At 64.2% G+C, this 23,375-nt stretch carries 18 protein-coding genes; 7 read left to right on the forward strand and 11 right to left on the reverse strand.

Features of this window, described 5'->3' with window-relative positions:
- Positions 1–157 precede the first annotated feature (157 nt).
- Positions 158–1,450, reverse strand: coding sequence for an MFS transporter (locus AX756_RS13470; RefSeq protein ID WP_068312252.1), 1,293 nt, complete (start codon positions 1,448–1,450; stop codon positions 158–160).
- Between the two features lie 254 nt (positions 1,451–1,704).
- Positions 1,705–1,908, reverse strand: a complete 204-nt coding sequence (locus tag AX756_RS13475; protein ID WP_068312255.1) for a hypothetical protein — start codon at positions 1,906–1,908, stop codon at positions 1,705–1,707.
- Between the two features lie 390 nt (positions 1,909–2,298).
- Between AX756_RS13475 and AX756_RS13480 the strand changes: the two genes are divergently transcribed.
- Positions 2,299–3,165: a class I SAM-dependent methyltransferase gene (locus tag AX756_RS13480; protein WP_068312258.1), complete on the forward strand. Its 867-nt coding sequence runs from the start codon at positions 2,299–2,301 to the stop codon at positions 3,163–3,165.
- A gap of 21 nt (positions 3,166–3,186) precedes the next feature.
- Here AX756_RS13480 and AX756_RS13485 read toward each other — a convergent pair whose 3' ends face one another.
- Entirely contained in the window at positions 3,187–4,641 is a 1,455-nt protein-coding gene (locus AX756_RS13485; RefSeq protein ID WP_068312260.1) for an aldehyde dehydrogenase family protein, read from the reverse strand.
- A gap of 204 nt (positions 4,642–4,845) precedes the next feature.
- Between AX756_RS13485 and AX756_RS13490 the strand changes: the two genes are divergently transcribed.
- Positions 4,846–5,556, forward strand: coding sequence for a hypothetical protein (locus AX756_RS13490; protein WP_068312263.1), 711 nt, complete (start codon positions 4,846–4,848; stop codon positions 5,554–5,556).
- A 195-nt stretch (positions 5,557–5,751) separates the two neighbouring features.
- A complete protein-coding gene (locus AX756_RS13495) occupies positions 5,752–6,906 on the forward strand; it encodes an iron-containing alcohol dehydrogenase (protein WP_068312695.1) in 1,155 nt (384 codons plus the stop codon).
- Between the two features lie 386 nt (positions 6,907–7,292).
- Here AX756_RS13495 and AX756_RS13500 read toward each other — a convergent pair whose 3' ends face one another.
- Together AX756_RS13500 and glyA are read right to left on the reverse strand one after the other, a co-directional pair.
- Positions 7,293–7,751, reverse strand: a complete 459-nt coding sequence (locus AX756_RS13500) for a hypothetical protein (RefSeq protein WP_156461496.1) — start codon at positions 7,749–7,751, stop codon at positions 7,293–7,295.
- Positions 7,752–8,234: 483 nt separating this feature from the next.
- Complete coding sequence (glyA, locus tag AX756_RS13505; RefSeq protein ID WP_068312697.1) at positions 8,235–9,521, reverse strand: serine hydroxymethyltransferase; 1,287 nt, start codon at positions 9,519–9,521, stop codon at positions 8,235–8,237.
- A 202-nt stretch (positions 9,522–9,723) separates the two neighbouring features.
- Here glyA and AX756_RS13510 point away from each other — a divergent pair, with 202 nt between their 5' ends.
- Positions 9,724–10,485: an NAD kinase gene (locus AX756_RS13510; RefSeq protein ID WP_068312267.1), complete on the forward strand. Its 762-nt coding sequence runs from the start codon at positions 9,724–9,726 to the stop codon at positions 10,483–10,485.
- 15 nt (positions 10,486–10,500) lie between these two features.
- Here AX756_RS13510 and AX756_RS13515 read toward each other — a convergent pair whose 3' ends face one another.
- From AX756_RS13515 to AX756_RS13525, 3 genes are all read right to left on the reverse strand, one after another.
- The gene (locus AX756_RS13515; protein WP_068312270.1) at positions 10,501–11,892 is read right to left on the reverse strand and encodes a sigma-54-dependent transcriptional regulator; all 1,392 of its coding nucleotides are present in this window, start codon (positions 11,890–11,892) and stop codon (positions 10,501–10,503) included.
- Positions 11,889–12,737 (reverse strand): response regulator, encoded by an 849-nt coding sequence (locus tag AX756_RS13520; protein ID WP_068312273.1) that lies wholly within the window; start codon positions 12,735–12,737, stop codon positions 11,889–11,891. The genes AX756_RS13515 and AX756_RS13520 overlap by 4 nt, the downstream gene beginning before the upstream one ends.
- Positions 12,738–12,880: 143 nt before the next feature.
- Positions 12,881–14,773, reverse strand: a complete 1,893-nt coding sequence (locus AX756_RS13525; protein WP_068312276.1) for a propionyl-CoA synthetase — start codon at positions 14,771–14,773, stop codon at positions 12,881–12,883.
- 332 nt (positions 14,774–15,105) lie between these two features.
- Between AX756_RS13525 and cdd the strand changes: the two genes are divergently transcribed.
- The 3 genes from cdd to AX756_RS13540 are packed head-to-tail and all read left to right on the forward strand — an operon-like array spanning position 15,106 to position 18,032.
- A complete protein-coding gene (gene cdd, locus AX756_RS13530) occupies positions 15,106–15,510 on the forward strand; it encodes a cytidine deaminase (RefSeq protein ID WP_068312699.1) in 405 nt (134 codons plus the stop codon).
- 3 nt (positions 15,511–15,513) lie between these two features.
- Positions 15,514–16,824 (forward strand): thymidine phosphorylase, encoded by a 1,311-nt coding sequence (locus tag AX756_RS13535; RefSeq protein ID WP_068312280.1) that lies wholly within the window; start codon positions 15,514–15,516, stop codon positions 16,822–16,824.
- Positions 16,821–18,032: a phosphopentomutase gene (locus AX756_RS13540; RefSeq protein ID WP_068312284.1), complete on the forward strand. Its 1,212-nt coding sequence runs from the start codon at positions 16,821–16,823 to the stop codon at positions 18,030–18,032. Before AX756_RS13535 ends, AX756_RS13540 begins: the two co-directional genes overlap by 4 nt.
- A gap of 235 nt (positions 18,033–18,267) precedes the next feature.
- Here the strand turns inward: AX756_RS13540 and AX756_RS13545 are convergent, their stop codons facing one another.
- The 3 genes from AX756_RS13545 to AX756_RS13555 are packed head-to-tail and all read right to left on the reverse strand — an operon-like array spanning position 18,268 to position 23,375.
- Positions 18,268–20,454: a ferredoxin gene (locus AX756_RS13545; RefSeq protein ID WP_068312288.1), complete on the reverse strand. Its 2,187-nt coding sequence runs from the start codon at positions 20,452–20,454 to the stop codon at positions 18,268–18,270.
- Between the two features lie 6 nt (positions 20,455–20,460).
- The gene (locus AX756_RS13550; RefSeq protein WP_068312291.1) at positions 20,461–21,447 is read right to left on the reverse strand and encodes a thiamine pyrophosphate-dependent enzyme; all 987 of its coding nucleotides are present in this window, start codon (positions 21,445–21,447) and stop codon (positions 20,461–20,463) included.
- On the reverse strand, positions 21,444–23,375 hold the full coding sequence (locus AX756_RS13555; protein ID WP_197431080.1) for a 2-oxoacid:acceptor oxidoreductase subunit alpha: 1,932 nt from the start codon (positions 23,373–23,375) through the stop codon (positions 21,444–21,446). The genes AX756_RS13550 and AX756_RS13555 overlap by 4 nt, the downstream gene beginning before the upstream one ends.

The following is a 23,375-nucleotide window of genomic DNA, read 5'->3' on the forward strand; positions in this document are numbered from 1 at the left end:
GCGGTCGGGTGCAGACCGGCGGGAGAGTGGATCCATCGGTGGGCGTTGCGCCTGCTATTTTCAGGCGTGGCTGGCGAGGATGCAGAGGGGAAACCCCGGCGGTCCTCGCCGACCCTTTTGGCAAGGCCGTTGAAGTGGCGCGGCACGCGCGCTTCGATCACCTGTCTTCCGGCGTCTCCTGCGCGGTAGTTTCGGGTTGGTTGACGAGGGGGTTTTCCTCTTCCTCGCCTCCGGCCAGAGCCGCGGTCTCGGGCGTCGATACCCGTGCGGGGACCGACATCTGGAAGGCGCCCTTGTCCTTGTCGCGCACCGCCGGGCTGTACCGGATCCGCCAGAGCGTGAAGAGGATCAGCACGACATGCGCGGCGATTGTTGTCAGGAACAGGCCCTGCTTGCCGACAGAGGACATGGCGATGCCGGCCACCACCGGGCCGGCCACCGAGCCGAGCCCGAAGACCATGAGCAAGCCTCCGGATACCTGGATCGAGGTTCCGGGCGGGGCGTGGTCATTGGCATGTGCCACGATGATCGGGTACATCGCGAAGATCGCGGCCCCGAACAGGCTGGCAAGCGCAAGGTTCATCCAGCGCCCCTCGGGGGCCAGGAGGATGAAGCCCAGATCCGCCGCCAGAGCGAGCAGCGTCGTTGCCACCAGCACGATCCGCCGGTCCATCCGGTCGCTGGCAAAGCCAATCGGCACCTGGGAGAGCGCTCCGGCCAGAACCGGCAGGCTGGCAAACAGAGCAATCGAGGTCAGAGCCAGCCCGGCCCGGTCCGCATAGACCGCCGACAAGGTGCCGAAGGCCGCATTGGAAATGCCGATTAGGAAAACGGCCGCCACGGCAACGGGAGAGTTTCTCCAGAGCGCCGGCAGGTCGAGCGACACGGAGGTCAGCGGCGCGGGCGAGGGCGAGGTGGAGAGCGCAGTGGGGATGAGCGCGAGCGAGTAGAAGATTCCGCCAATGGCGAAAAACAGGAAGCCGGTCGTGTCGCCGAGAGCAATGGACATCTGCCCGGCTGTCGTCGCGCCGAGATTGACCATGGTGTAGATCCCGAAAATCCTGCCTCGCGTATTCGGTTGGGCCCGGTCGTTGAGCCAGGATTCTACGATCATTGCCGCGCCAGCGAAGCAGAACCCCGAAATGGCGCGGGTGGGAATCCACGCCCATGTTTCAACGAGCAGGGCCTGAAAGAGGATCGTGACCGAGGCCAGCGCGCACATGGTGCCGAAGGTCCGGATATGTCCGACCAGGCCCACCAGGCGCGGTGCCAGAACGCAGCCGAGCACATAGCCAATCGCCCAACTGGTTCCGAGCAGACCGAGCGAGCTGGCCGTGAACCCCTCGGCCGAGCCGCGCACTGGCAGCAGCAGCCCGTGCATGCCGCCCGCGAACACGAGCAGCGCGGAGCCAAGGAGCAGGGTGCTCACCGGGATCAATTGCCTGACCATCGTAAGTCGATCTCCTGGACGATTGAGGCGCTGTGCCCGCTTTTTTGAGTCCGGTCGTGTTGAGAGCTACCGCGAAAAATGCCCGGCGAAAAGTGTGTCATCCGGCCCCGGACGGGCCATGACGGTGCCTCCGGTTGGGTGGGCCCCGGTCGGTCTTTCGGTTCTGGACGCAATCCAGTCCGGAAAAACAAAAGGCCCCAAACGCCGTGCGCCCGGAGCCATGCTCGGTTCAGGAGAGGCTTTTCGCCCCGCCGTTAGTGTTCGCGGATCTCGCCATGCAGGGCAGCCAGCGCGGTGGAGAGGCGGCTGTGCAACTCCTGGAAGCGGGGATCGTCCTTGCCGCAGGTTTCGCAGGCGAGCTTGCTGGAGACCAGCGCATGACTGACGTCGTTGCGCAGTTGTTCCAGGGAATGCTGGGCGTTGCTCATGCGGGTGAACAGTTGGGAGGCGTTTTCCATTTCAATCCTCGATAGGGCGTCTAGTACGGGTCTGCGAATTTCCCCGACCCTTCGAGCGTTGCTGCCGCCCGAAAAGCCCTTGTGGAACTCCGGTATTTCGCGCGCGAATGCCGCATTGGAGCGTTCTTCGTGCACCACGGTATATGACAGACCGGGTTCTGAATTTCCATGAGTCGGGGGGCGCTGATCCTGCGATGCCGCTATGCTGTGAGGGTCTAGGTGGCTCCAAAAGCGCGGTTTTTGAGCCACAAATGCCGTTCAATGAGCCGAAAAGCGGTTTTCGCCTTTTTGCGGGCGGATTGTTGCCTGCTGTCGTTGGTTGTAGGAAAACGATTGCAATGGCGGCGGCGGTTAATGGTTCCTGTCACTGGCCTCTGATAAGGGCGAGCTATGAAACACCTTGAAGAAGCCCGAAATGCTGCCTTTGCGCGGGCGCCCTGGCGCCACCTGCACGACATGGCCCTTGGCCGGGCCCGACAGGTGCCGGCGATGCTTTCTGCGCAGGAACAGGCGCTCTATTTCTGGTTGGCGTCGCAATGGGCCGAGGGGGCCGGGGCGATCGTCGATCTGGGCTGTTTCGCGGGGGGCTCGACCGCGCGGCTGGCCGAGGGCGCTCAGGTGGCCGGGCTGGACATTTCCGTGCACGCCTATGACCGGTTCACCGCGCATGAGAAGGCCAAGCAGGGCTTGCTCTATGCCAATGGCATCGCCCCATTCGAGGGAGAAGATATTTTCGGTCTGGCGCAGGAATTGCTCGCACCTTGGCAAGATCGGGTCACGCTTCACCGCGGCGAGATCGAGACGCTTTCCTGGGAGGGGGGCGATATCGAGATCCTGGTGATGGACGCCTCCAAGGAAGCGGCAAAGATGGACAGGATGTCCGAGACTTTCCTGCCGCACCTGATCCCGGGCCGTTCATTGCTCGTCCAGCAGGACTTCCTGCATTGGAGCCAGCCCTGGGTGTCCGCTCAGATGGAGTTGCTGGCCGATTTCTTCCTGCCCCTCGCTCAGGTCCCGCGCGATACGATGGTCTACCTGTGTACCGAGCGTCCGGACGCCGCCGCGCTGGAAGCGGCGCGGACCGAAGCCTTGAGCGATGCCCGGATGCTCGACCTGATCAAGTCGGCCCAGCTGCGCTATGCCGCCCGCGGCTGGCGGCTGACCGACGCGCTGGAGGAAATGGTGTTGGCCCTGCTCGCCAATCCCGGCAAGCGGGCCGCCCACAGATTCGCGCGGCCCGCGCCGGTCGGCGGCTGATCCGCCGGACCGGAACCGTGGTCAGCCGAGCCGGATCGCCACGTTCTTGGTCTGGACGTAGTTCCAGAGCGCCTCGCGCCCCTTTTCCCGCCCATAGCCGGATTTTCCGAAACCCCCGAAGGGCGTTTCCACCCCGCCGGCAAACCACTCGTTCACGAAGACCTGTCCGGCGCGCATCCGTTGCGCGGCACGCGTGGCGCGATCGAGGTCGCGGGTGAATACACCGCCAACAAGGCCGTATTGGGTCGAGTTGGCGATCTCGATGGCGTCTTCGTCCTCTTGGAACCGGAGGACTGACAGAACGGGGCCGAAAATCTCCTCGCGGGCAACGGCCATGTCCGGCGTGACATCGGTCAGCACCGTCGGCTCCAGGAAAGCGCCGACATGGCGCTTGGGGCGCCGCCCGCCGGTGGCAAGATTCGCGCCACTGCCGATGGCTGCGGTGACCAGGGTCTCGGCCCGGTCACGCTGTTGCAGGCTCACCATCGCGCCCATGTTCGCTCCGATTTTCGGCCGGTCGATGCCGGGGCCGACCGAGAGTGTCTCGGCCATTTCTGCGATGCGGTCCACAAGGTCGTCATGGATGCTGTCATGCACGATGACACGCGACATGGCCGAACAGGTCTGCCCGGCGTTGAAATAGATCCCCCAGCGGACATCGTCGACAAAGGCGTCAAGATCGGCGTCCTCGTAGACGATCGCGGCCGATTTCCCGCCAAGCTCCAACACGCAGGGCACCACGTTGAGCGCGGCGGCCTTGGCCACGGCAATGCCCGTGGGAACCGAGCCGGTAAAGACGAGCTGGTTCACCTGCGGATGCCCGGCCAGCGCGGCTCCGGCCTGGCGCCCATATCCGCACAGGATATTCACCGCGCCATCGGGAAGGCCGACGGCCTCGGCGGCCAGTGCGAGCCATGCCAGGCTGATCGGGGTCAGTTCGGGTGACTTGATCACGCAGGCATTTCCCGTGGCCAGCGCGGCCGACAGGGAGCGGGCGGCCATTTCGAGCGGATAGTTCCACGGAATGATCTGGGCCGAGACGCCGTAGGGCTCATAGGTAGTGAAATCGAAATACTTGTCGCCCAGCGGGATCGAGCGGCCCTCGATGGTTTCCGCCTGATTGCCGTAATATTCGAAATAGCGCGCGGCCCCGGTGATCTCGACCCGGGATTCCCAGAGCGGCTTGCCCTGTTCGAGCGTCAGGACAGGGGCGATCTCGTCGATATTGTTCAGCAGGAACTGCCCCATCGCGCGCACCTTGCGCCCGCGATCCACCGGGCGAAGGCCGGACCAATCGCGGGACTGATGCAGGTGGCGCGCCGCCTGCACCGCGTCGTCCACATCACGCGCATCGGCCAGCGCATGTTGCGCGAGCGTCTTGCCCGAGGCCGGGTCGATCACGTCGATGCGGCCCGCGCCGCCATCCACCCATTCGCCGTCGATGTAATTCTGCCAATATTCCTTGATCTCGTTCATCGGGTCCCCGGTTCACAACGCATGAAATTCCGTCCGGTCGTAATGGGGTTTTTGCAAGACGGGAACCTGTTGCGGCCTTTCGAGAGGAAAAAAGTCCTGGCAGCAGACGGGCACCGCGCTTTTCGGTTGACCTTCAGAAGATATTCTTAAAGGTGAATGTAATTCGGCGGGCCGCTCCGCTCGTCCACCACTGGAGATATGAGAATGAATATCCTGCGTGCGAGTGCCGTGAGCCTGTGCCTGATCCTTCCCGGGCTCGCGGCTGCCGGCCCCTTTGCCGATTTCGAGGGCGAGCTGCGGCAGGCCTATGGGGCCTATCGGGCTGCATTGTTTCAGACAAACATGGGCAATGCCGAAGCGTCGACAGCGTCGATCAAGGGGTTTGTTGGCCAGTGGAAGGCGCTCGAGGAAGGCTGGAAGGCCAGCCCGCCGCCGCAATACGAGGATGATGCCGGATTTGCGGCCACTGTCGAGGCAGTGTCCCAGATCGCTCAACGCGCTGACGCTCAGATTGCGGCCGGCGAACTGGCCGAAGCGCATGAAACGCTGGAGGAAATCCGCGACCAGATTGGCGAGATGCGCCAGAGGAACGGACAGATCGGCTTCTCGGACCGGATGAATGCGTATCACGAGAAGATGGAGCATGTGCTGATGGCGGGATATGCCCAGAAGGGTCCGGACGCCCTGCCGGCGCTCGCGGCAGAGGCGGCTGTCTTGCAGTATCTGGCCGGAGAGATTGCCGCGAACCCCGCGCCCGATGCATCGGACCCGGCTTTTGAGAAACTGGTCGCGGGCTTGTTGGCCAGTGTGCAGGCTCTGGACGCCGCCGCCGCCGCCGGGGACTGGGATGCTGCGAAGGCCGCTGTGGCGGGTTTGAAAAAGCCCTATGCCATGCTCTTCATGAAATTCGGCTGATCGACTCTGCCCGGGCAACAGACGGAATGCACGATGGCCACGCAGACGCGTGGCCGTTTAGCTGAACGGGGGATGGCTGGCCGCTATTCAGGCCGATTTGTCACCTTCCAAGCCGATGGCGTGGGAGGCAATCAAGTCGGGTCCGGGCCTCGGCATGTTCGGGCGACCGCGTTTCGTCTTGCAAGGAATTTCACCATGACAGCCCGACCCACCAGCTTCGCCTTTGCAACTGCGACGGAGATCCTGTTCGGACGTGGAAAAGCGCGGGAAACCGTGCCGGCGCTGGCAGCATTGGGAGAACGGATCATGGTCGTCTGCGGTGCAGATGCCGGCCGCGCGGCCTGGCTCTGCGACGCGCTGGAAGCCGAGGGGCGCCACGTTCTGCGCTTCCAGGTGCCGGGGGAGCCGGACATGGATTTGATTGATGCCGGTGTTTCCGCCGCCCGCGCGGCTGCGGTGGACGCCGTCATCGCCCTTGGCGGCGGGGCGGCAATCGATGCCGGCAAGGCGATTGCGGCGCTCGTTCCCTCGGAGCGTCCGATGCTCGACCACCTCGAAGTTGTCGGGCGCGGCCTTCCGCTGGAAGCTGCGCCGCTGCCCTTCGCCGCGATTCCGACAACCGCCGGTACCGGCACTGAAGTCACCCGCAATGCGGTCATCTCGGTGCCCGAGGCGCGGCGAAAGGTGAGCCTGCGCGACCTAGCGATGCTGCCCCGTCTGGCCATTGTCGATCCCGCCCTGACCGATGGCTGTCCCCGTGGCGTCACGCTCGCCTCCGGCCTGGACGCAATCACGCAGGTGATGGAACCCTATCTGTGCACCCGCGCCAACCCGCTGACCGACGCGCTCTGCCGGGACGCGATTCCCGCCGGGCTGGCAGCGCTGCCGCGTCTGATGGCGGGCGAAGATCCGGAGGCCCGCGACGCGATGGCCTGGGTCTCGCTCTGCGGCGGGCTGGCGTTGGCGAATGCGGGGCTGGGGGTGATCCACGGCCTCGCAGGGCCGCTTGGCGGGCTCTCCGGCGCGGCTCACGGCGCGATCTGCGGTGCGTTGCTGCCCCATGGGCTGGCCCTCAATGCCGCCCGTGCGAAGGACACAGAGGTGCAAAGGCGGTTCGATGAAATTCGTGGCTGGATCGCATCGGCCATTCCGGCGGCGGAAGGCGATGCCTTCGGCGCCTTGGCGACATGGTCCACGCGTTGCGGCTTGCCGGGACTGGATGCGCTCGGGGTCAGCGCCGAAGACCGCGCCGCCGCCGCCGAGGCTGCCGCGACGTCCTCCTCGATGAAGGCAAACCCGGTGGCGCTGACGGTCTCGGAACTCAAAGCCATGATGGAGGCCGCGCGATAAGGGCCGCCAATTGCTGCAAGCGGCCCTTTGCGCCCTGTGAACCCTTGCGTCGGTAAACGTGGACGCGGTCAGAAATGGTGGCCTGTCACAAGCGCGGATCGGGCTAGCCGTTTTCTCTGCCGGGGCGCGGCCTTTGACAACGAGATACGAGGCCCCCAAGGCTCTCCCAAGATATCGCCAGCATCTGATTTCTCGGCTTCCGCTGTTTCGGCTTTGGTTGCTTTGCCGACTATCCGGACCTTCGCTGCGAATACGAAATCGCCTGCGCGAAAGGTCGGGGACCAACCGTCAGGAAGACAACCGGGAGCTCGTCGGGCATTCTTCCGACGTCCGGTTGCGGGAAAAAGCTGCCTCTTCAAACCGGCCTCGGGACACCGTTCAATTCATTATGGCTGGATTGGCTTTATCGGTGAATTGGGGCTGGCTCGCATGAAACGGGTAACAATATCCGCGCCCGCCGGAATCGCGTTGGATCGATCTTCTGCCATTGTGGTTACCAATGACGGCAACTTATCGCGACGAAGCTTTGTGTCCGAATACGTCAGGAAAACGATACTCACTTCAAAGAGGTCAATGTTCGTGTCGTGTCTGTCAACGATACCAAATAGATAGTCGGATCCCTTCTCAAGCACATCGTACAAAAACTGCATTGCCATTTGTTCACCAGAGTTAAGCATGTCGTAGGGGACAGCGATGGCTTGTTCAGGGCTCTGAGTTCTCGCACGGGCCGCAATGACAGATAGTGGTAACAACACCCAAGGTTTTTTCGTTGAAACGCCAAGCCTGTTTCTTGAAAACAAACGCCGGACACCTTGGACGGGTAAGGTCCCTGCAAGGTCACTCACCCCCTCATTATACGCTCCTACTGCCGAAAAAGTCATTTGTATGCGTGTATATGCCGGTCTTTGAACATCAACAGGGGGCTGAGCTATGCCCCGCTTTCAATCTTCCAGAATTTCCATGAAATTACGAACATTTTGTGATGGTTGCCTCAAACACTTAACCGGCATTTGCCGCATTTTGCTCCACCATCTGGTCACGAGGTAGGCTTCCCGCTGAGTTCATGCTGCACTCGCGAAGCCACAAGGGCGGCCCAATGGCGGCAGTGCGCTGATAGCGTCAGATACGACCTCCGTTATCTGTCCACGACGAGGAGGGTGGCTTTTCTGGAAAGCCCATTGGAATGGCCCTCAGCGCAGCCTGCAGCTTGGCGCCCCCTCAAAAGGAAACCGGCCCACAGCAAAACTGCGGGCCGATCCATCGTCAATTACGACCTGAAGGGCTTCGCCCCGGCACGGCCATCCCGCTTGCCGCAAGCGGGAAACCGATCACATGCCTTCGTAGAGCGGGAAGCGGGCGCAGAGTGCCTTGGCCTCGGCCTTGACCTTCTCTTCGACCTCGCCGTTGCCCTCTTCGCCATTCGCGGCCAGTCCATCGACGACCTCGACGATCATCCGGGCGATGGCGCGGAACTCTTTCTCGCCGAAACCGCGGGTGGTGCCGGCCGGGGTGCCGAGACGGATACCGGAGGTGACGAAGGGCTTTTCCGGGTCGAACGGGATGCCGTTCTTGTTGCAGGTGATGAAGGCCCGGCCGAGCGCCTTTTCTGTGGCCTTGCCGGTCACGCCTTTCGGACGCAAGTCCGCCAGCATCAGGTGGTTGTCGGTGCCGCCCGAGACCACGTTGATGCCGCCTTTCAGAAGCTCGTCCGCCATGGCGCGGGCATTGGCGACGACCCGGGCCGCGTAATCCTTGAACTCGGGGCGCAGCGCCTCGCCGAAGGCCACGGCCTTGGCCGCGATCACGTGCATCAGCGGTCCGCCCTGCAGGCCGGGGAAGACGGCCGAGTTCACCTTCTTGGCGATATCGGCATCATTGGTCAGGATCATGCCGCCGCGCGGGCCGCGCAGGGATTTATGCGTCGTGGTGGTCACGACATGGGCGTGGGGCAACGGCGAGGGATGCACGCCGCCCGCCACGAGGCCCGCGATGTGCGCCATGTCGACCATCAGGTAGGCACCGACCTCGTCGGCGATGGCGCGGAAGGCGGCCCAGTCCCAGACGCGGGAATAGGCGGTACCGCCGGCAACGATCAGCTTCGGCTTGTGCTCTAGCGCCTTGGCACGGATGTCTTCCATGTCAAGCAGGCTGTCCTGCTTGCGCACGCCGTAGGAGACGACATTGAACCACTTGCCGGACATGTTCACCGGCGAGCCGTGGGTCAGGTGGCCGCCGGAATTGAGATCCAGCCCCATGAACGTGTCGCCCGGCTCCAGAAGGGCCAGGAACACGGCCTGGTTCATCTGGCTGCCCGAGTTCGGTTGCACATTGGCGAATTCACAGCCAAAGAGCTGCTTGGCGCGCTCGATTGCAAGGTTCTCGGCGATATCGACGAAATGGCAGCCGCCGTAATAACGTCGGCCCGGGTATCCTTCGGCGTATTTGTTGGTCATCACCGAGCCCTGGGCCTCCAGGACGGCGCGGCTGACGATGTTCTCCGACGCGATCAGTTCGATCTCGTCCCGCTGGCGACCGAGTTCTAGGCTGATGGTTTCCGCGATCTCGGGGTCGCGGGAGGCGAGGGCCTCGGTGAAAAAGCCGGTATCCTGTGTCATGGCGGTTCCCTTGTAGCGCGGGCCCGGAGCGGGCCGCATGATTGCTTTGCGGGGGGATGTAGCTCAACATTGCAAAAGACAAAAGCCGAGAACAGGCCTCTTTGCCCGCTTGCGCGTCAATATGCGAGACTTGTGTTTCCGATGGCGGCGGGGGATGACGTTTGCGAAACCATCGTCGCGCCGCGGGAGGGCCCCGAGATCGATGAGCAGAATTGCTTTCACGGCCAGCCGGGCCGATGTGGCCGAAGAGGCGCTGGCGGAACTGGTCGGCATCTACGGGCAAACGCAACCCGACAATGCGGATTACATCGTCGCGCTCGGTGGCGACGGGTTCATGCTGCACACGCTTCATGACACCCAACATCTCGACACGCCCGTCTACGGAATGAACCGGGGTACGGTCGGCTTCCTGATGAACGAATACCTGGCCGAGGGGCTGGTCGAGCGGCTGGAGAGCGCCGAGGAAGAGGTCATCACACCCCTGGCCATGCGCGCGATCACTGCGGATGGCGAGATGCATGACGCCCTGGCGATCAACGAAGTGTCGCTCATCCGCGCCGGCCCGCAGGTGGCAAAGCTGCGCATTTCGGTCGATGGCCGGGTGCGGATGGAGGAACTCGTGGCCGATGGCGCGTTGGTCTCCACACCGGCGGGATCGACCGCCTACAACTACTCCGCCCACGGCCCGATCGTTCCCATCGGCTCGGAAGTCCTGGCGCTGACCGCGATGTCGGCCTTTCGTCCGCGCCGCTGGCGCGGGGCCTTGCTGCCGTCGACCTCTGAAGTGCGCTTCGACGTGTTGCAGCCCGAGAAACGCCCGGTAATGGCCGAAGCCGACAGCCGTTCCGCGGTTCGGAATGTCGTCACTGTTCTGATCCGTAGCGAGCCGGGGCTGCGCCACCGGATCCTGTTCGATCCCGGGCACGGGCTGGAGGAGCGGCTGATCCGGGAGCAGTTCGTCTGAGAGGCGAGGGCCGGCTCAGGCCTGCCCGTCGCGTTGCCAGCCCGCGCGCTTGCGATAGAGTGTCGAGGGGGCAAGGTCGAGTTCTCTGGCGGCCTCGGTAACAGAGCCGCCGTGGCGGGCAATGCAGGCCGTCAGGACGCTGCGCTCGATCTCGGCAAAGGTCAGGCCCACAAGATCCTCCACCCGCCCCGCGACGCTCTCCGGCTGCCCGCTCGAGGCCACGGGCGGAAGCTCGGCGAACGGCCCGAAGCCCTGTTCCTCCGGCAACATCTCCGGCGTCACCAATTCGCCGTCCTGCAAGACGGCGATGTTCTGGATCACGCTTGCGATCTGACGCAAATTGCCGGGCCAGTCATGACGCAGCAGCAGCTTTTTCACATCCTCTGAAAGACCCTTGAGCCGCTTGCCCTCGACACGGGCATGTTCGACCAGAGCGGCTTCGGCAATGGCCAACACGTCGGCACCCCGCGCGCGCACCGGCGGAACATGGATCGGAACGACATGCAGCAGGTGGAACAGGTCCTGCCGAAACCGACCGAGGCGGACTTCTTCCATCGGGTCCTTGTCCGTGGCGCACACGATCCGTGTGTTGACCATTTGCGGCGTCGATGCACCGAGGGAACGGATCATGGACGTTTGCAGAAATCGAAGGAGCTTGGCCTGGAGCGCCGGATCCATGTCGCAGATATCGTCGATGAACAACGTCCCGCCATCGGCCGCAATCGCCGCGCCGACCTGGTTGCCCAGGGCGCCGACAAAGGCGCCATGCCGATAGCCGAACAGCTCCGCTTCCTGCCGCTCTGGCGCGATGGCACCACAGCGGAACCGGATGAACGGGGCCTCGGCACGCGGCGAACGGTCGTGAATGGCCCGGGCGCAGATATCCTTGCCTGTGCCGGTTTCGCCAGTGATGAAAACCGTGGCCATGGAGAGCGCGGCCGAACGGATGCGCTCATAGACCTTCTGCATCGCCGGGGAAGTGCCGATGAAGCCGCCGAACCGGCCAGAATTTTTCGCGTTGTCCGGAAAGAGCGTAGGCTGTGCGCCCCTATCCGCCTGCGCGTTGCGGATGGCATCGAGAAACTGCTCGGCATCGAACGGTTTGACGAGGAAGTCGAACGCCCCTTTGCGAATGGCCTCGACCGCGATGGGGACGGAGCGATTGGCCGTCACGACAATCACCCTGCAGCGCGGCGCAAGACGCAGGCAATCGTCCATCAACGCCAGCCCGTCCCCGTCCGGTAGCCCGAGATCCAGCACGAGGATGTCGGGCAGGAGGTCGCGGAACAGGGCCAGCCCCTCGGCCGCGGTCTCCGCGGAGACGGTCTGGTGGCCGGCATTGCAAAGAACATTCTTGTAGATGCTGCGGAGCGCCGCGGTGTCTTCGATGAGGAGGATGTCCTTCATGTGCCACTCTCGCCCGTCAGCCGGCGCCTTTCGCGCATGATCTCCGAAAGCAGCTCCGACAGGCCAGCTTCGAGACGCGGGCTGAGAGCCGCGATCCGATCCTGGTCGGCGTCGTGGCCCGCGCGGTTCAATTCCTCGGATAGGCGTTGAAGACGGTCGGCCCCGGCCGCCCCGGTCAGTGCGATCAGGATGTGGGTTTGCGCCAAAACGCCCGCAAGGTCGCACGCATTTACGCAGGCGCGAAGCTCTCTCAAGGACCGCTGCAGATCGCTGTGCATCTCGTCGAGCAGCGATACCGCCTGATCCGGCCCGGCGATGCGGATCAGCGATCGCAGCGCGCAGCCAGCGCCGGAAGCCGCCGCCGCTGTGCCTTCGGCACTCGAAGGCACTACCGGCGGTTCATGGTCGCGGCGTTTCAACAGCCGGGCGAGGGCCGAGGCAAGGGGGGCGATCGCCATGATTGGTGTTGGCTGGACCGCGTCCGCACCCAGATCGCGCAAGCGCTGTTCGTCCTCTTTCGTCATGTTGGAGCAGAGCGCCATAACCGGCGGCCCACCGGGGGTGGCGGCGGCGTCGGACAGAAGTTCGAGCCCGTCTTCGCAATCCGTGTCGATTAGCAGAACGTCGTGGTCTTGAGCTTCCTGCGGGTCGCGAACGGGCCGTTCCCCGAAGACAAGATCGACCGATGCACCCAGATGGTTCAGGATCTGCACAAGCGGCAGGGTTGCGTGTGCATTCCCGGAAAAGACAAGCAGCCTGGCGCCCGCTATGCAACCGTAATCGGCGGGATTCGAATCGTCGCCTGTGCTCGGTCCATCTCCAGAAGGCGCCGGGAGTGTCGGCACGTCATACGTCTCCGCGTTGAACAAGGCTCAGCTAGCGCCTTGCACCCTGCATGCACTTGAGACAAGCCGTATCGAAGCAGTTGAGACAATCCGTCCGGCGCGAGGCCGGACGGAACGTGTATTTTTGCTTTTTGGTAAGGGGGTTACTTAGCGTAACCCGCCGTCTTCAGCGCTTCCGTGATCTCGTCGAGAATCGTCGGATCGTCGATCGTGGCGGGCATCTTGTACTCCTCGCTATCGGCGATCTTCTGCATCGTTCCGCGCAGGATCTTGCCCGAACGCGTTTTCGGCAAACGATCGACGACAACGGCGAGTTTGAAGGCGGCAACCGGGCCTATCTCGTGGCGAACCATGCCGACACATTCGGCGATCACCTCCTCGGGCGAACGCTCATGCGAGGCATTGAGGCAGAGGAAGCCGAAGGGAAGCTGGCCCTTGAGCGCATCGGCCACCCCGATGACGGCGCATTCGGCGACATCGGGATGCTCGGCCAGCACCTCTTCCATGGCGCCCGTCGACAGACGGTGGCCTGCGACGTTGATGACGTCATCGGTGCGCGACATGATGTAGAGATAGCCGTCCTCGTCCTTGTAGCCGGCATCGCCGGTCTCGTAGTAGCCGGGGAAGTGCTCAAGATAGGATTTCTTGTAGCGTTCCTCGGCATTCCACAGCGTCTGCAATGTGCCCGGCGGCAGCGGCAGCTTGATGGCGATGGCGCCCATCGTGCCGGCCCCTTCCACTTCGTGCCCGCCCTCGTCGAGGATATGCACCTCGTAACCCGGCATCGGCACCGACGGCGAGCCGAGCTTGGTTGGCAGTTCCTCGATCCCGATCGGGTTGGCGGCAATGGCCCAGCCGGTCTCGGTCTGCCACCAGTGGTCCACCACCGGCACGCCGAGATGCTCCTGCGCCCATTTCACCGTGTCCGGATCGGCCCGCTCGCCGGCCAGGAACAGCGCCTGCAGGTCATGCAGCTTGTAACGCTTGACCCATTCACCATTCGGGTCCTCGCGCTTGATGGCGCGCAGCGCGGTCGGCGCGGTAAAGAAGCTCTTCACGCGGTGGTTCTGGATGATCTTCCAGAAGACGCCGGCATGGGGCGTGCCAATCGGCTTGCCTTCGAAAACCAGGGTTTCGGCGCCCGCCAGAAGCGGCCCGTAGCAGATATAGGAATGGCCCACGACCCAGCCGACATCGGAGGCCGCCCAGAAACGCTCGCCCGGTCCGACATTGTAGATGTTTTCCATCGACCATTGCAGCGCCACGATATGGCCGGCCGTGGAGCGCACCACGCCCTTGGGCTGGCCGGTGGTGCCGGAGGTATAGAGGATATAGGCCGGGTGGTTGCCCTCGACGGGCAGGCAATCCACCGGCTTCACGCCATACTGGAAGGCATGCCAGTCGAAATCGCGCCCGTCGATCAACTTGGCGACTTCCTGCTCGCGCTGGAAGACGACGCAGAATTCCGGCTTGTGCTCGGCCGCCTCGATGGCGTTGTCCAGCAGCGGCTTGTAGTGGACAACCCGGCCCGGCTCCAGACCACAGGAGGCCGCGATGATCGCCTTGGGCTTGGCGTCGTCGATCCGCACCGCCAGCTCATGGGCCGCGAAGCCACCGAAAACCACGGAATGAACCGCGCCGATCCGGGCGCAGGCCAGCATCGCCTCGATCGCCTCGGGCACCATCGGCATGTAGATGATCACCCGATCACCCTTTTCTACACCGCGCATCTTGAGCGCGCCGGCGAGCGAGGCCACGCGGTCGCGCAGCTCGGAATAGGTGATGCCCTTGCTCGAATGGGTGATCGGGCTCTCATGCATGATCGCAAGATTGTCGCCGCGCCCGGCTTCTACATGGCGGTCCACCGCGTTGTAGCAGGTGTTGACCAGCGCATCCGAGAACCACTCATACATCGGGGCCTTGTCATCGAAGAGCGCCTTCGACGGCGGTTGGAACCAGTCCACCGCCTCGGCCGCCTTCATCCAGAACGCCTCCGGATCCTCTTTCCAGGCGCCATAGATGTCGGAATATCCCATGAGTTCTCTCCCTGCAAAACTTTGCGAGAGTTACGCAAATGGGGCGGTTTCGCGCAAGTCTGTTGCGCGGGCACTTCGTCGCGTTTTCGGCGCTAACGGATGCTGCAGTGCCGAGGCATGATGCCGCAGCGCAGCGTCGGGCAACATAAAACGCGGCCCATCCTTCCTCTTTCCCGAGATATCCTCGGGGGGAGCGCCCGCCGGGCGCCGGGGGGCAGACAGCCCCCCGCCCGGCCGGAAACATCGCGCGCTACGGCATGGCCCGCGTGCAGGCCGTTCCCGTCTTGCATCCTCGGCCCGTGCCGAACACACTGGCACAAACGGAGGTCCCCATGTCTGATACCCCCCTGATTGCGGCCGCGCGAGCTATCCGCGAAAACGCCTATGCTCCTTATTCGAATTTCAACGTCGGCGCTGCGATGCGCACCCCGACAGGTGCGGTCTATGCCGGCGTCAATGTTGAAAATGTCGCCTATCCCGAGGGCACCTGCGCCGAGGCCGGGGCCATCGCGGCGATGGCCGCCGCGGGCGAGTACGCCATCGCGGAAGTGGCCGTGATCGCAGACAGCCCGACGCCGGTTCCCCCCTGCGGCGGCTGCCGCCAGAAGCTGCGGGAATTTGCCGTGAATGGCGATGTGAAGGTCACCATGGCCACGACGGATGGCGCAACGCTGACCATGACCGTCTCCGAACTCCTGCCCGGGGCCTTCGGCGCCGAGCATATGGAAAAGGGCTAACGCATGGAAGCAAAACGTATTCTCGCGACGCTGCGGCTCGGCGAACAACCGACCGCCGATGAAATGGCCTGGTTTGGGGCCGCCATCGGCTCGGGTGAGGTAACCGATGCCCAGGCCGGCGCCTTCGCCATGGGGGTCTGCCGCGATCCGCTGGGCGAGGAGGCGCGGGTGGCGCTGACGCTGGCAATGCGCGACAGCGGCAAGGTTCTGGACTGGGCTTTGGACGGGCCCGTCGTCGACAAGCATTCCACCGGTGGCGTGGGCGACTGCGTCTCGCTGCCGCTCGCCCCGGCGCTCGCGGCCTGCGGCGTTTATGTCCCGATGATCTCGGGGCGCGGGCTTGGCCATACGGGAGGCACCCTGGACAAGCTGGAAGCCATCCCAGGCTATACCGCGGAGGTCTCCGAGACCCAACTGCGCGAGATCGTGGGTTCGATCGGCTGCGCCATTGTCGGCGCTTCGGCCAATATCGCCCCGGCCGACAAGCGGCTCTACGCGATCCGAGACGTGACCGGCACGGTGGAGAGCATCGACCTGATCACCGCCTCGATCCTGTCCAAGAAGCTCGCCGCCGGGCTCGACGCGCTTGTGCTGGACGTCAAGATGGGCTCGGGCGCCTTCATGAAGGACATGGTCGAAGCGCGAGCGCTTGCCCACTCGCTCGTGGACACGGCAGAGGGGGCAGGCTGCCGCGCCTCCGCGCTGATCACCGAGATGGGCCAGCCTCTGGTCGAAACCGCCGGCAATGCGTTGGAAGTGGCCGAATCGATGAAAACGCTGACCGGCGAGGCCGTTGCCACCCCTCTCTGGGATCTGACTGTGGCGCTTGGCGGCGAGCTCCTGGCGCTTTGCGGTATCGCAACCGACGAAGCGGAGGGGCGCGGGCGTATCGAAGCGGTGCTGCGCTCGGGCGAGGCCGCGGAAACCTTCGAGCGGATGATCCACGCACTTGGCGGGCCGGCCGATTTCGTCGGTGCCTGGCGTCGGCATCTCCCGGTGGCGCCGGTGGTGCGCGACATCTTCCCCGAAACCTCCGGTGCGGTTGAAGCGGTCGATACCGAGGCCGTGGGCATGGCGGTTGTCCTGCTCGGTGGCGGGCGCCTCAGGGAAGGCGACCGGCTCGACCCTTCGGTCGGCTTCGACCGGCTGGCCGGGATTGGCATGACGGTCTCCGACAAACAACCGCTTGCGCAGGTGCATGCCGCCAGCGAAGAGGCCGCCGAAGCCGCGGCCAAGGCAATCCGGGCTGCCTACCGGATCACGCGGGACGGCGCCCCGGCACCCGAGCTTATCCATGAAAGGATTACCGCATGACCCGTGCATTCCTGGTGGTGATGGACTCCGTCGGCTGCGGCGGGGCGCCGGATGCGGACCGCTTCTTCAACGACGGTGTGCCCGATACCGGCGCCAACACGCTCGTCCATATTGCAAGGGCCTGCGCCGAAGGTCGGGCCGAAGAGGGGCGAAGCGGGCCGCTGAAATTGCCCAATCTCGACGCGCTCGGGCTTGGAGAAGCCGTCAAGCTCGGTGGCAGTGAGGCCGCGCCCGGCCTCGCAGCCATACCGCAGGGCCGCTATGGCGCAGCCGAGGAAACCTCTCCCGGTAAGGATACGCCTTCGGGCCACTGGGAGCTTGCCGGCGTCCCGGTGCCGTGGGACTGGCACTATTTCCCGAAGCAGGAACCGACCTTTCCCGAGGCGATAACCCGCGCCGTCTGCGAGCTGGCCAAAACACCCGCGATCCTCGGAAATTGTCATGCCAGTGGCACGGAGATCATCGCGCGGCTGGGCGAGGAACACATGAAAACCGGCTGGCCGATTTGTTACACCTCCGCCGACAGCGTGTTCCAGATCGCCGCCCATGAAGACACCTTCGGCGAGCAGCGACTGCAGGATCTCTGCAAGCGACTCGCGCCCATGCTGCACGAAATGAAGGTGGGCCGGGTCATATCACGCCCCTTCGTCGGCTCGCCCGCGAAGGGCTTCACCCGAACATCGAACCGGCACGACTATGCCATCGCTCCTCCCGAACCGACTCTGTGCAACTGGGTGCAGCAGGCGGGCGGCAAGGTGCTCGCGGTGGGCAAGATCGGCGATATCTTTTCGATGGAGGGCATCGACGAGGTGCGCACCGGGCCGGATTCGGTGCTGATGACGCATCTCGACCATTACGTTTCCGAGGCTCCGCAAGGCAGCCTCACCTTCGCCAATTTCGTCGAGTTCGACAGCCTCTACGGCCACAGACGTGATGTCTCGGGCTATGCCCGTGCTCTGGAATGGTTCGACGTGGAAATCGGCAAGATCCTCGCGCGCCTGCAACCCGGCGACCTCATGGTGTTGACCGCCGACCACGGAAACGACCCGACATGGCACGGCACGGATCATACAAGGGAACGGGTTCCGGTTCTCGTGCACGGGGCAGGGCAGGGGAGCCTGGGAAATGTCGCCTTCGCGGATGTCGCAGCCTCCATCGCCGCCCATCTCGGCGCTGAAGCCAAGGGGCCGGGTCGGGGGTTCCTGTAAATCCCGCCCCAAGCGTCTTGAACACGACGCGCCACGCACGGGACGATCCAGCGCGCCGAAGTAACCATCTGCGGAACCCCAAAGCGGCCCCAAAACGGGAAAGACGAGGTTTCCATCATCTGTTCCAAAATATCCTGGGGGGAACGTCCGTAAGGGCGTTGGGGGGCAAAGCCCCCCAGCAACGAATCCAATTCAATCGTGGCGACACGGCCGCGCGAGGCCGTGTCGTTCCTTGTCAGTTGAACGCGGCTGCCCTCTCGATCAACTCCGGCAAGTCCGGCTCGTCCGGGTTGCGCGGCAGGCCGGGATGGATGATCGAGACCTGGCAGCTCTCGGCTGCTTCCACGAGCTGCCGGTACGTCCCGCCATCGGGGTCGGCCACATAGGCCTGCATGTTCTCGTTATAGGCGAAGAGCTTGTCATTCGTCTGAACGCATTCATTGCAGGTCGTGCAGCGCGGCGTCTCGATCCAGGCAGCGCCATCGGCACTCCCTTGATCGACCGGGGCCGCCGGTTCCGGAGCCGCGGGCGTCTCGACCGGCTTCGTAACCGTCTCAACCGCCTTCGCCGCTGGCGCCGCGTCCTGTGCGGCCGCGGCCTCTCGCTTCAGACGCTCTTCGGCCAGCGCCCGGCGCGAATGCGAGTTGTTGATCCCGGCCAGTTCCTGCAGACGCCTCCAGGCATCGATACAGCGGCTCGCCGCTTCGGCGATCTTGGTATCCACCACCACGCTGAAGAGCTGATCCTCCGGGTCGATCACCCGAACGCAGGGACTCCGCGTCGGGTCCGTGTCCGGCACGCAGCTGAGCCATTCGGCCGCCGAGATCCGATCCAACGCGTCTTCACAGGCATCGGAGAGATGGCAGAAGCGGGTGTAGCGCGAGTCGCAGATCGCGAAATCCGCGAAGGTAAACGCGAGCGTTTCCGCCTGCCGCTCCCCTTTCGCATTCTCGTAGACCACCTCGTGAACCGGCCAGTCCTTCTCCGCCTCCGGGTTGCCCGCGAGGCTGAAGCGCGACGCCCAGTCCGATCCGGCGGATGGATCGTAGGTGAAGCTGGGGAAGGCCCGCGCCTCGGTTGCCGCCGCCGAGAGGATATAGGGCTCGACATCGGGAACGTTCGGAGTGGCGCCGGAATAGATGCTGAAGAGCGCCGGCCCCTCGTAGCGCATCCCGCGTTCCAACCCGTCGATCATGCGGTTGATATGCGCGCTCGAGGTCTGGCAGACGAAGGCGTTGTTCAGCCCCATCGCCATTGCCGCAAGCCGCGCGGTGCCTGCGCCGAAGCTGTTGACCGGCGGCTCGGGCGAGGTCGGCCCAAGCAGGTCGTCGACCTGAACCAGCACCGTGATCGGCAGCCCGCAGGCCAGCGCCTCGAAGCTGCGGGCGGTCTCGGCCGAAACCGTCTCGCCGTCGCGCAGACAGACCAGCGCCGAAGGCAGCATGTTGATCTGTTCGGCCGACATGTCGCTTTCGTCGAACCGCGCAAGGATCTGGTCATGCAACTCCGGACGGTACTTGTTCTCGACCTCCAACTCCGCAATCGTCAGCGCCTTGGTGAAGGCGAGAACATCCGGCAACCGGTCCCGATAGGCGTCAAGCGCCGCCGAACAGGTATCGAATGTGTAATTATAGGGGTCGCGCTTGCAAGGCGTGGTGTCCGAGGCCCGCCCCGGCCCGTAGAAGGGCTGACCCTTGAGCACCTGCAACGCGTCGCGGATTCGGGCAACCCGGTCGACCGGCAACCGGTCCTCCGGCCGCGCGCGTTCCAGCACGGCCGAGAGCGCACCGAAATCGATCGAACCATCGGCGGTGGCGCCCATCGCCGCTTCCAGCGCCTCGGCACCATGCGCTTCGTCCGACTTCATGTGGTCGGATTTCAGGATATCCGACAGACGCAGGATCAGGCTGTCCACCACCCGGCGGAAGCGCCGCGCCTTGGCGGCCTGCTTGGCGCTCCAAGCGTGGCTGAGCACCTTGGCCGGCGTCTCGCCATTGCAGCCGATCACCAGCCCGTCATAGGGCAGGCGCTTGCGGGCGATCTCGAAATTGTTGTCCAGCCCGCCGAACGGGCCTTCTCCCTTCGCGCGGATCATCTCGGCGGTGCAATCGCGCCAGAAATCCGACAAGCGGGCTTCCTCGCCAGCGAGCACCCGGCCGCGAATATCCGCCTCCAGCTGCAACAACTGCTGGCGCATGGCCTCGCCTGTGAGGTCCTTCGGCGCCACCAGCCGCAGCGTTTCGTCGATGATGCGGCTGAGCGGGCGCACCAGCGGCCGCCCCTCGCCGAAATCGACCAGCACCAGCGGGTAGTCATGGCGCAGATTTGCCAGATCCGCATAGCGGGCGAAAAGTGCCGGGCGCAGCGTCGTGGTGACGGGCGCATGTGCGGCAGGGTTCGCAACGATTTTTCCGTGTTTCATGGCTCGTTACCTTTCGGCCTGCTCGGTTTCGGCAGGCCAGATGCCGACCTTGTCGAATTCCTCGTTGAGCACGGTTTCGACCAGCGCCGGGGTGCTCGGCCGCTCGCCTGCGCGTAGCTCGTCGTAGCAGGGCACATCCGGGTTTCGGTACAGCACGCCCACCGGTACCTCGTCACTGAGCGCGGCCAGCGCCAGCGCCCGCGGCATGTCACGGGGGTCATGCGTTTCCTGATTCTTGTAGACGCGCGAGATTTCCGGCTTGAGGCGCAACCCGTTGGAATGGGTCAGAAGCCGCGTGCGCGCCGGGTCCTGCATCCAGTTGTCGAAATGGTGGTCCATGAAGTTCGGGCACCGTTGCAGGATGCGGATGAAGGAGAACCCCTTGTGCCGATAGGCCATTTGCAGGGTCTCGTAGAGCAGGTCCGGGATCCAGTCGACGCATTGGGCCACGAAGGAGACGTTGGAGATACCCAGCGTCACCGTCAGCGGGTTGAGCGGGTTCAGCATTGCCCCGCCTGGCGTCGTGTTGGTCGAAAGCCCCTTGGGTGAGGTCGGCGAGGCCTGTTTCTTGGTCAGCCCGTAAACCTGGTTGTCATGTAGCATGACGACCATGTTCATGTTGTAGCGCACCGCGTGCAGCCAGTGCGCCGCGCCGATGGAGCAGTTGTCGCCATCGCCGGTGGTGACGAAGACATTCAGGTCCGGCCGGCGGATCTTGATCCCCTCGGCAATCGGCAGCGCGCGGCCATGGATGCCGTGGAAGCCATAGGCGTTCATGTAATGCGGCAGGCGCGAGGCGCAGCCGATCCCGGAGACGCAGACGGTCTTTTCCGGGGGAAGCTGCTCGTCGCGGCACAGCCGTTGCATCGCCGTCAGGATCGCGGTATCGCCGCAGCCCGTGCACCAGCGCGGGGCAATCTCGCTCTGGTAATCCTTCATGGCGTAGTCGGTCTGTACCATCTGGGCCAGGCACTGGCTCATCGTGGCATTCATTGCTCTTCTCCTCGTGCCTGAACCAGTTTGGCAAGGGCAGCGTCATGGATGGCGCCGGGTTTGAGCGGCTGTCCGCGCGCGTTGCCCCAGCAATCCACATCGACCAGCCAGCGCGACCGCAGCAGCATCGCCAGATGCGAGTAGCGGCGGTTGTTCTCGTCGATCAGCGGATCGGAGACCGGGTCGTTCCAGTTGTTCTCGACGGTCATGACGCGGTCGAAGCGCTTCATCACCTTGTCGATGCCCGACGCCATGGGCTGCAGGAACTTCAGATGCAGTGAGGAGACCTTGTGGCCTTCGGCACGTAGCCGGTCGACGGCCTCCTGGATCGCGCCGCGGGTGGACCCCCAGCCGACAAGGAGCAATTCGCCCTCGTCCCCGCCATGTACCGGCTCCAGCCGGAGCGTCTTCTGGAAGGCCGCGAGCTTGCGGGAGCGGTTGAGGAGCCCCTCCTCGTTGATCTGCGGATCATAGGCGACGTGGCTGTCGCGGTCATGCGCAAGGCCGGTAAGGCAGTGCATCCCGTTCGGCTGGCCGGGGATGAAGCGCGTGGCAATGCCGGTGCGCTCGTCCCAGTCATAGGGATGGGCATCCTCGGGCACCGCGCTCTGGTTCACCGGCGGGGCGAGCCAGTCGGCGCGGAATTTCGGCCGCTTGTAGGGCTGCTGCGCGGTGGCCAGCGCGGCATCCGACAGGATCACCACGACCATGTTGAAGGTCTCGGCGATCTTGCGGGCGGTGATGACCGAGTGGAAGCAATCCTCGATGGAGGAAACCGCCATGATCACCTTTGGCGCGTCGCCATGGGTGCCGAACATGGCGGACATCAAATCCCCTTGCTCGACCTTGGTCGGCAGGCCGGTCGATGGCCCACCGCGCTGCACGTCGATCACGACGAGCGGGATTTCGGACATCACGGCCAGCCCTATGGCTTCCTGCTTGAGCGAGAGGCCGGGGCCGGAGGTGATTGTCACCGCGCATTTGCCGGCATAGGAGGCGCCGATGGCAAAGGCACAGGCCGAGATCTCGTCTTCCGCCTGGTGCACGACGCAGCCGACCTTTTCGAAGATACTCGACAGGTAATGGCTGGCCGAGGTTGCCGGCGTGATGGGATACATCGCACAGACTTCCATGCCGGAGGCCACGGTGCCGAGCGCAAGCGCGGCGTTGCCGTTCATGACCACCTGTTCTTCGGCCACGGGCGGCGCGGGGATCGTGTAGGCGATGTCGAGATTGGCCTCGGCCCATGCGCGGCCCGCATCGAGAAGCTCGATATTGGCATTGATGATGCGCTGGTCCTTCTTGGCGAAGATGTAGCGCACCTGTGCCCGCGCCTTTTCCGCGTCGAGCGAATAGATCGCGCAGAGCATGCCGAGAACGAACATGTTCTTGCCCTTGCGCGGATCGGGCACGTATTTCTGGCATTCCGTTTCCATCGGAACTTCGATGAGATTATAGCCAGCTTCCCGCACTTCGGCGCAGACCTTCACATAGGCCGTCGCGATGGCGGGGTTGGGGTCATGCTCCCAGGCGTTCTCCATCAGGATCGTCGCGCCCGGCTTTACTTCGCCTGCCCGCAGGCGGCTCAGCAGAACCTGCTCGTTGAACGCCACCACCAGATCGGCCTCGTCGCCGATATTGGTGACGGGTTTGGCCGCCATGCGGACCCGGTTGCCCGAAGCGCCCGCGATGGAGCGGTGTGGCGGCTGGATCTCGGCGGGGATGATCTCCACCGTCCAGATCCCCATGCCCATCCGTGCCGCGATGGAGGCCAGCGACTGCCCGCAACGCTGCGCGCCTTCGCCAGAGTCCGAAACGATCTCGACGATATGTTCCTCGATCACCTCAGCCGGCTTGCCGGTCTTCGGTGGAACGCGGTCCATTGGATCGGCGATCTCGGCAAAAACCTGTGTGCCTTCCGTTGTCAT

The organism is Aliiruegeria sabulilitoris (genome assembly GCF_001558155.1).
Taxonomy (GTDB): Bacteria; Pseudomonadota; Alphaproteobacteria; order Rhodobacterales; family Rhodobacteraceae; genus Tropicimonas; species Tropicimonas sabulilitoris.

Coding starts and splice junctions, on each gene's coding strand:
- AX756_RS13545 (WP_068312288.1), bottom strand. CDS start 20,454: ATGAAACACGGAAAAATCGTTGCGAACCCTGCCGCACATGCGCCCGTC.
- AX756_RS13515 (WP_068312270.1), bottom strand. CDS start 11,892: ATGAAGGACATCCTCCTCATCGAAGACACCGCGGCGCTCCGCAGCATC.
- AX756_RS13525 (WP_068312276.1), bottom strand. CDS start 14,773: ATGGGATATTCCGACATCTATGGCGCCTGGAAAGAGGATCCGGAGGCG.
- AX756_RS13555 (WP_197431080.1), bottom strand. CDS start 23,375: ATGACAACGGAAGGCACACAGGTTTTTGCCGAGATCGCCGATCCAATG.
- glyA (WP_068312697.1), bottom strand. CDS start 9,521: ATGACACAGGATACCGGCTTTTTCACCGAGGCCCTCGCCTCCCGCGAC.
- cdd (WP_068312699.1), top strand. CDS start 15,106: ATGTCTGATACCCCCCTGATTGCGGCCGCGCGAGCTATCCGCGAAAAC.
- AX756_RS13480 (WP_068312258.1), top strand. CDS start 2,299: ATGAAACACCTTGAAGAAGCCCGAAATGCTGCCTTTGCGCGGGCGCCC.
- AX756_RS13540 (WP_068312284.1), top strand. CDS start 16,821: ATGACCCGTGCATTCCTGGTGGTGATGGACTCCGTCGGCTGCGGCGGG.
- AX756_RS13485 (WP_068312260.1), bottom strand. CDS start 4,641: ATGAACGAGATCAAGGAATATTGGCAGAATTACATCGACGGCGAATGG.
- AX756_RS13495 (WP_068312695.1), top strand. CDS start 5,752: ATGACAGCCCGACCCACCAGCTTCGCCTTTGCAACTGCGACGGAGATC.
- AX756_RS13550 (WP_068312291.1), bottom strand. CDS start 21,447: ATGAATGCCACGATGAGCCAGTGCCTGGCCCAGATGGTACAGACCGAC.
- AX756_RS13510 (WP_068312267.1), top strand. CDS start 9,724: ATGAGCAGAATTGCTTTCACGGCCAGCCGGGCCGATGTGGCCGAAGAG.
- AX756_RS13470 (WP_068312252.1), bottom strand. CDS start 1,450: ATGGTCAGGCAATTGATCCCGGTGAGCACCCTGCTCCTTGGCTCCGCG.
- AX756_RS13535 (WP_068312280.1), top strand. CDS start 15,514: ATGGAAGCAAAACGTATTCTCGCGACGCTGCGGCTCGGCGAACAACCG.
- AX756_RS13475 (WP_068312255.1), bottom strand. CDS start 1,908: ATGGAAAACGCCTCCCAACTGTTCACCCGCATGAGCAACGCCCAGCAT.
- AX756_RS13490 (WP_068312263.1), top strand. CDS start 4,846: ATGAATATCCTGCGTGCGAGTGCCGTGAGCCTGTGCCTGATCCTTCCC.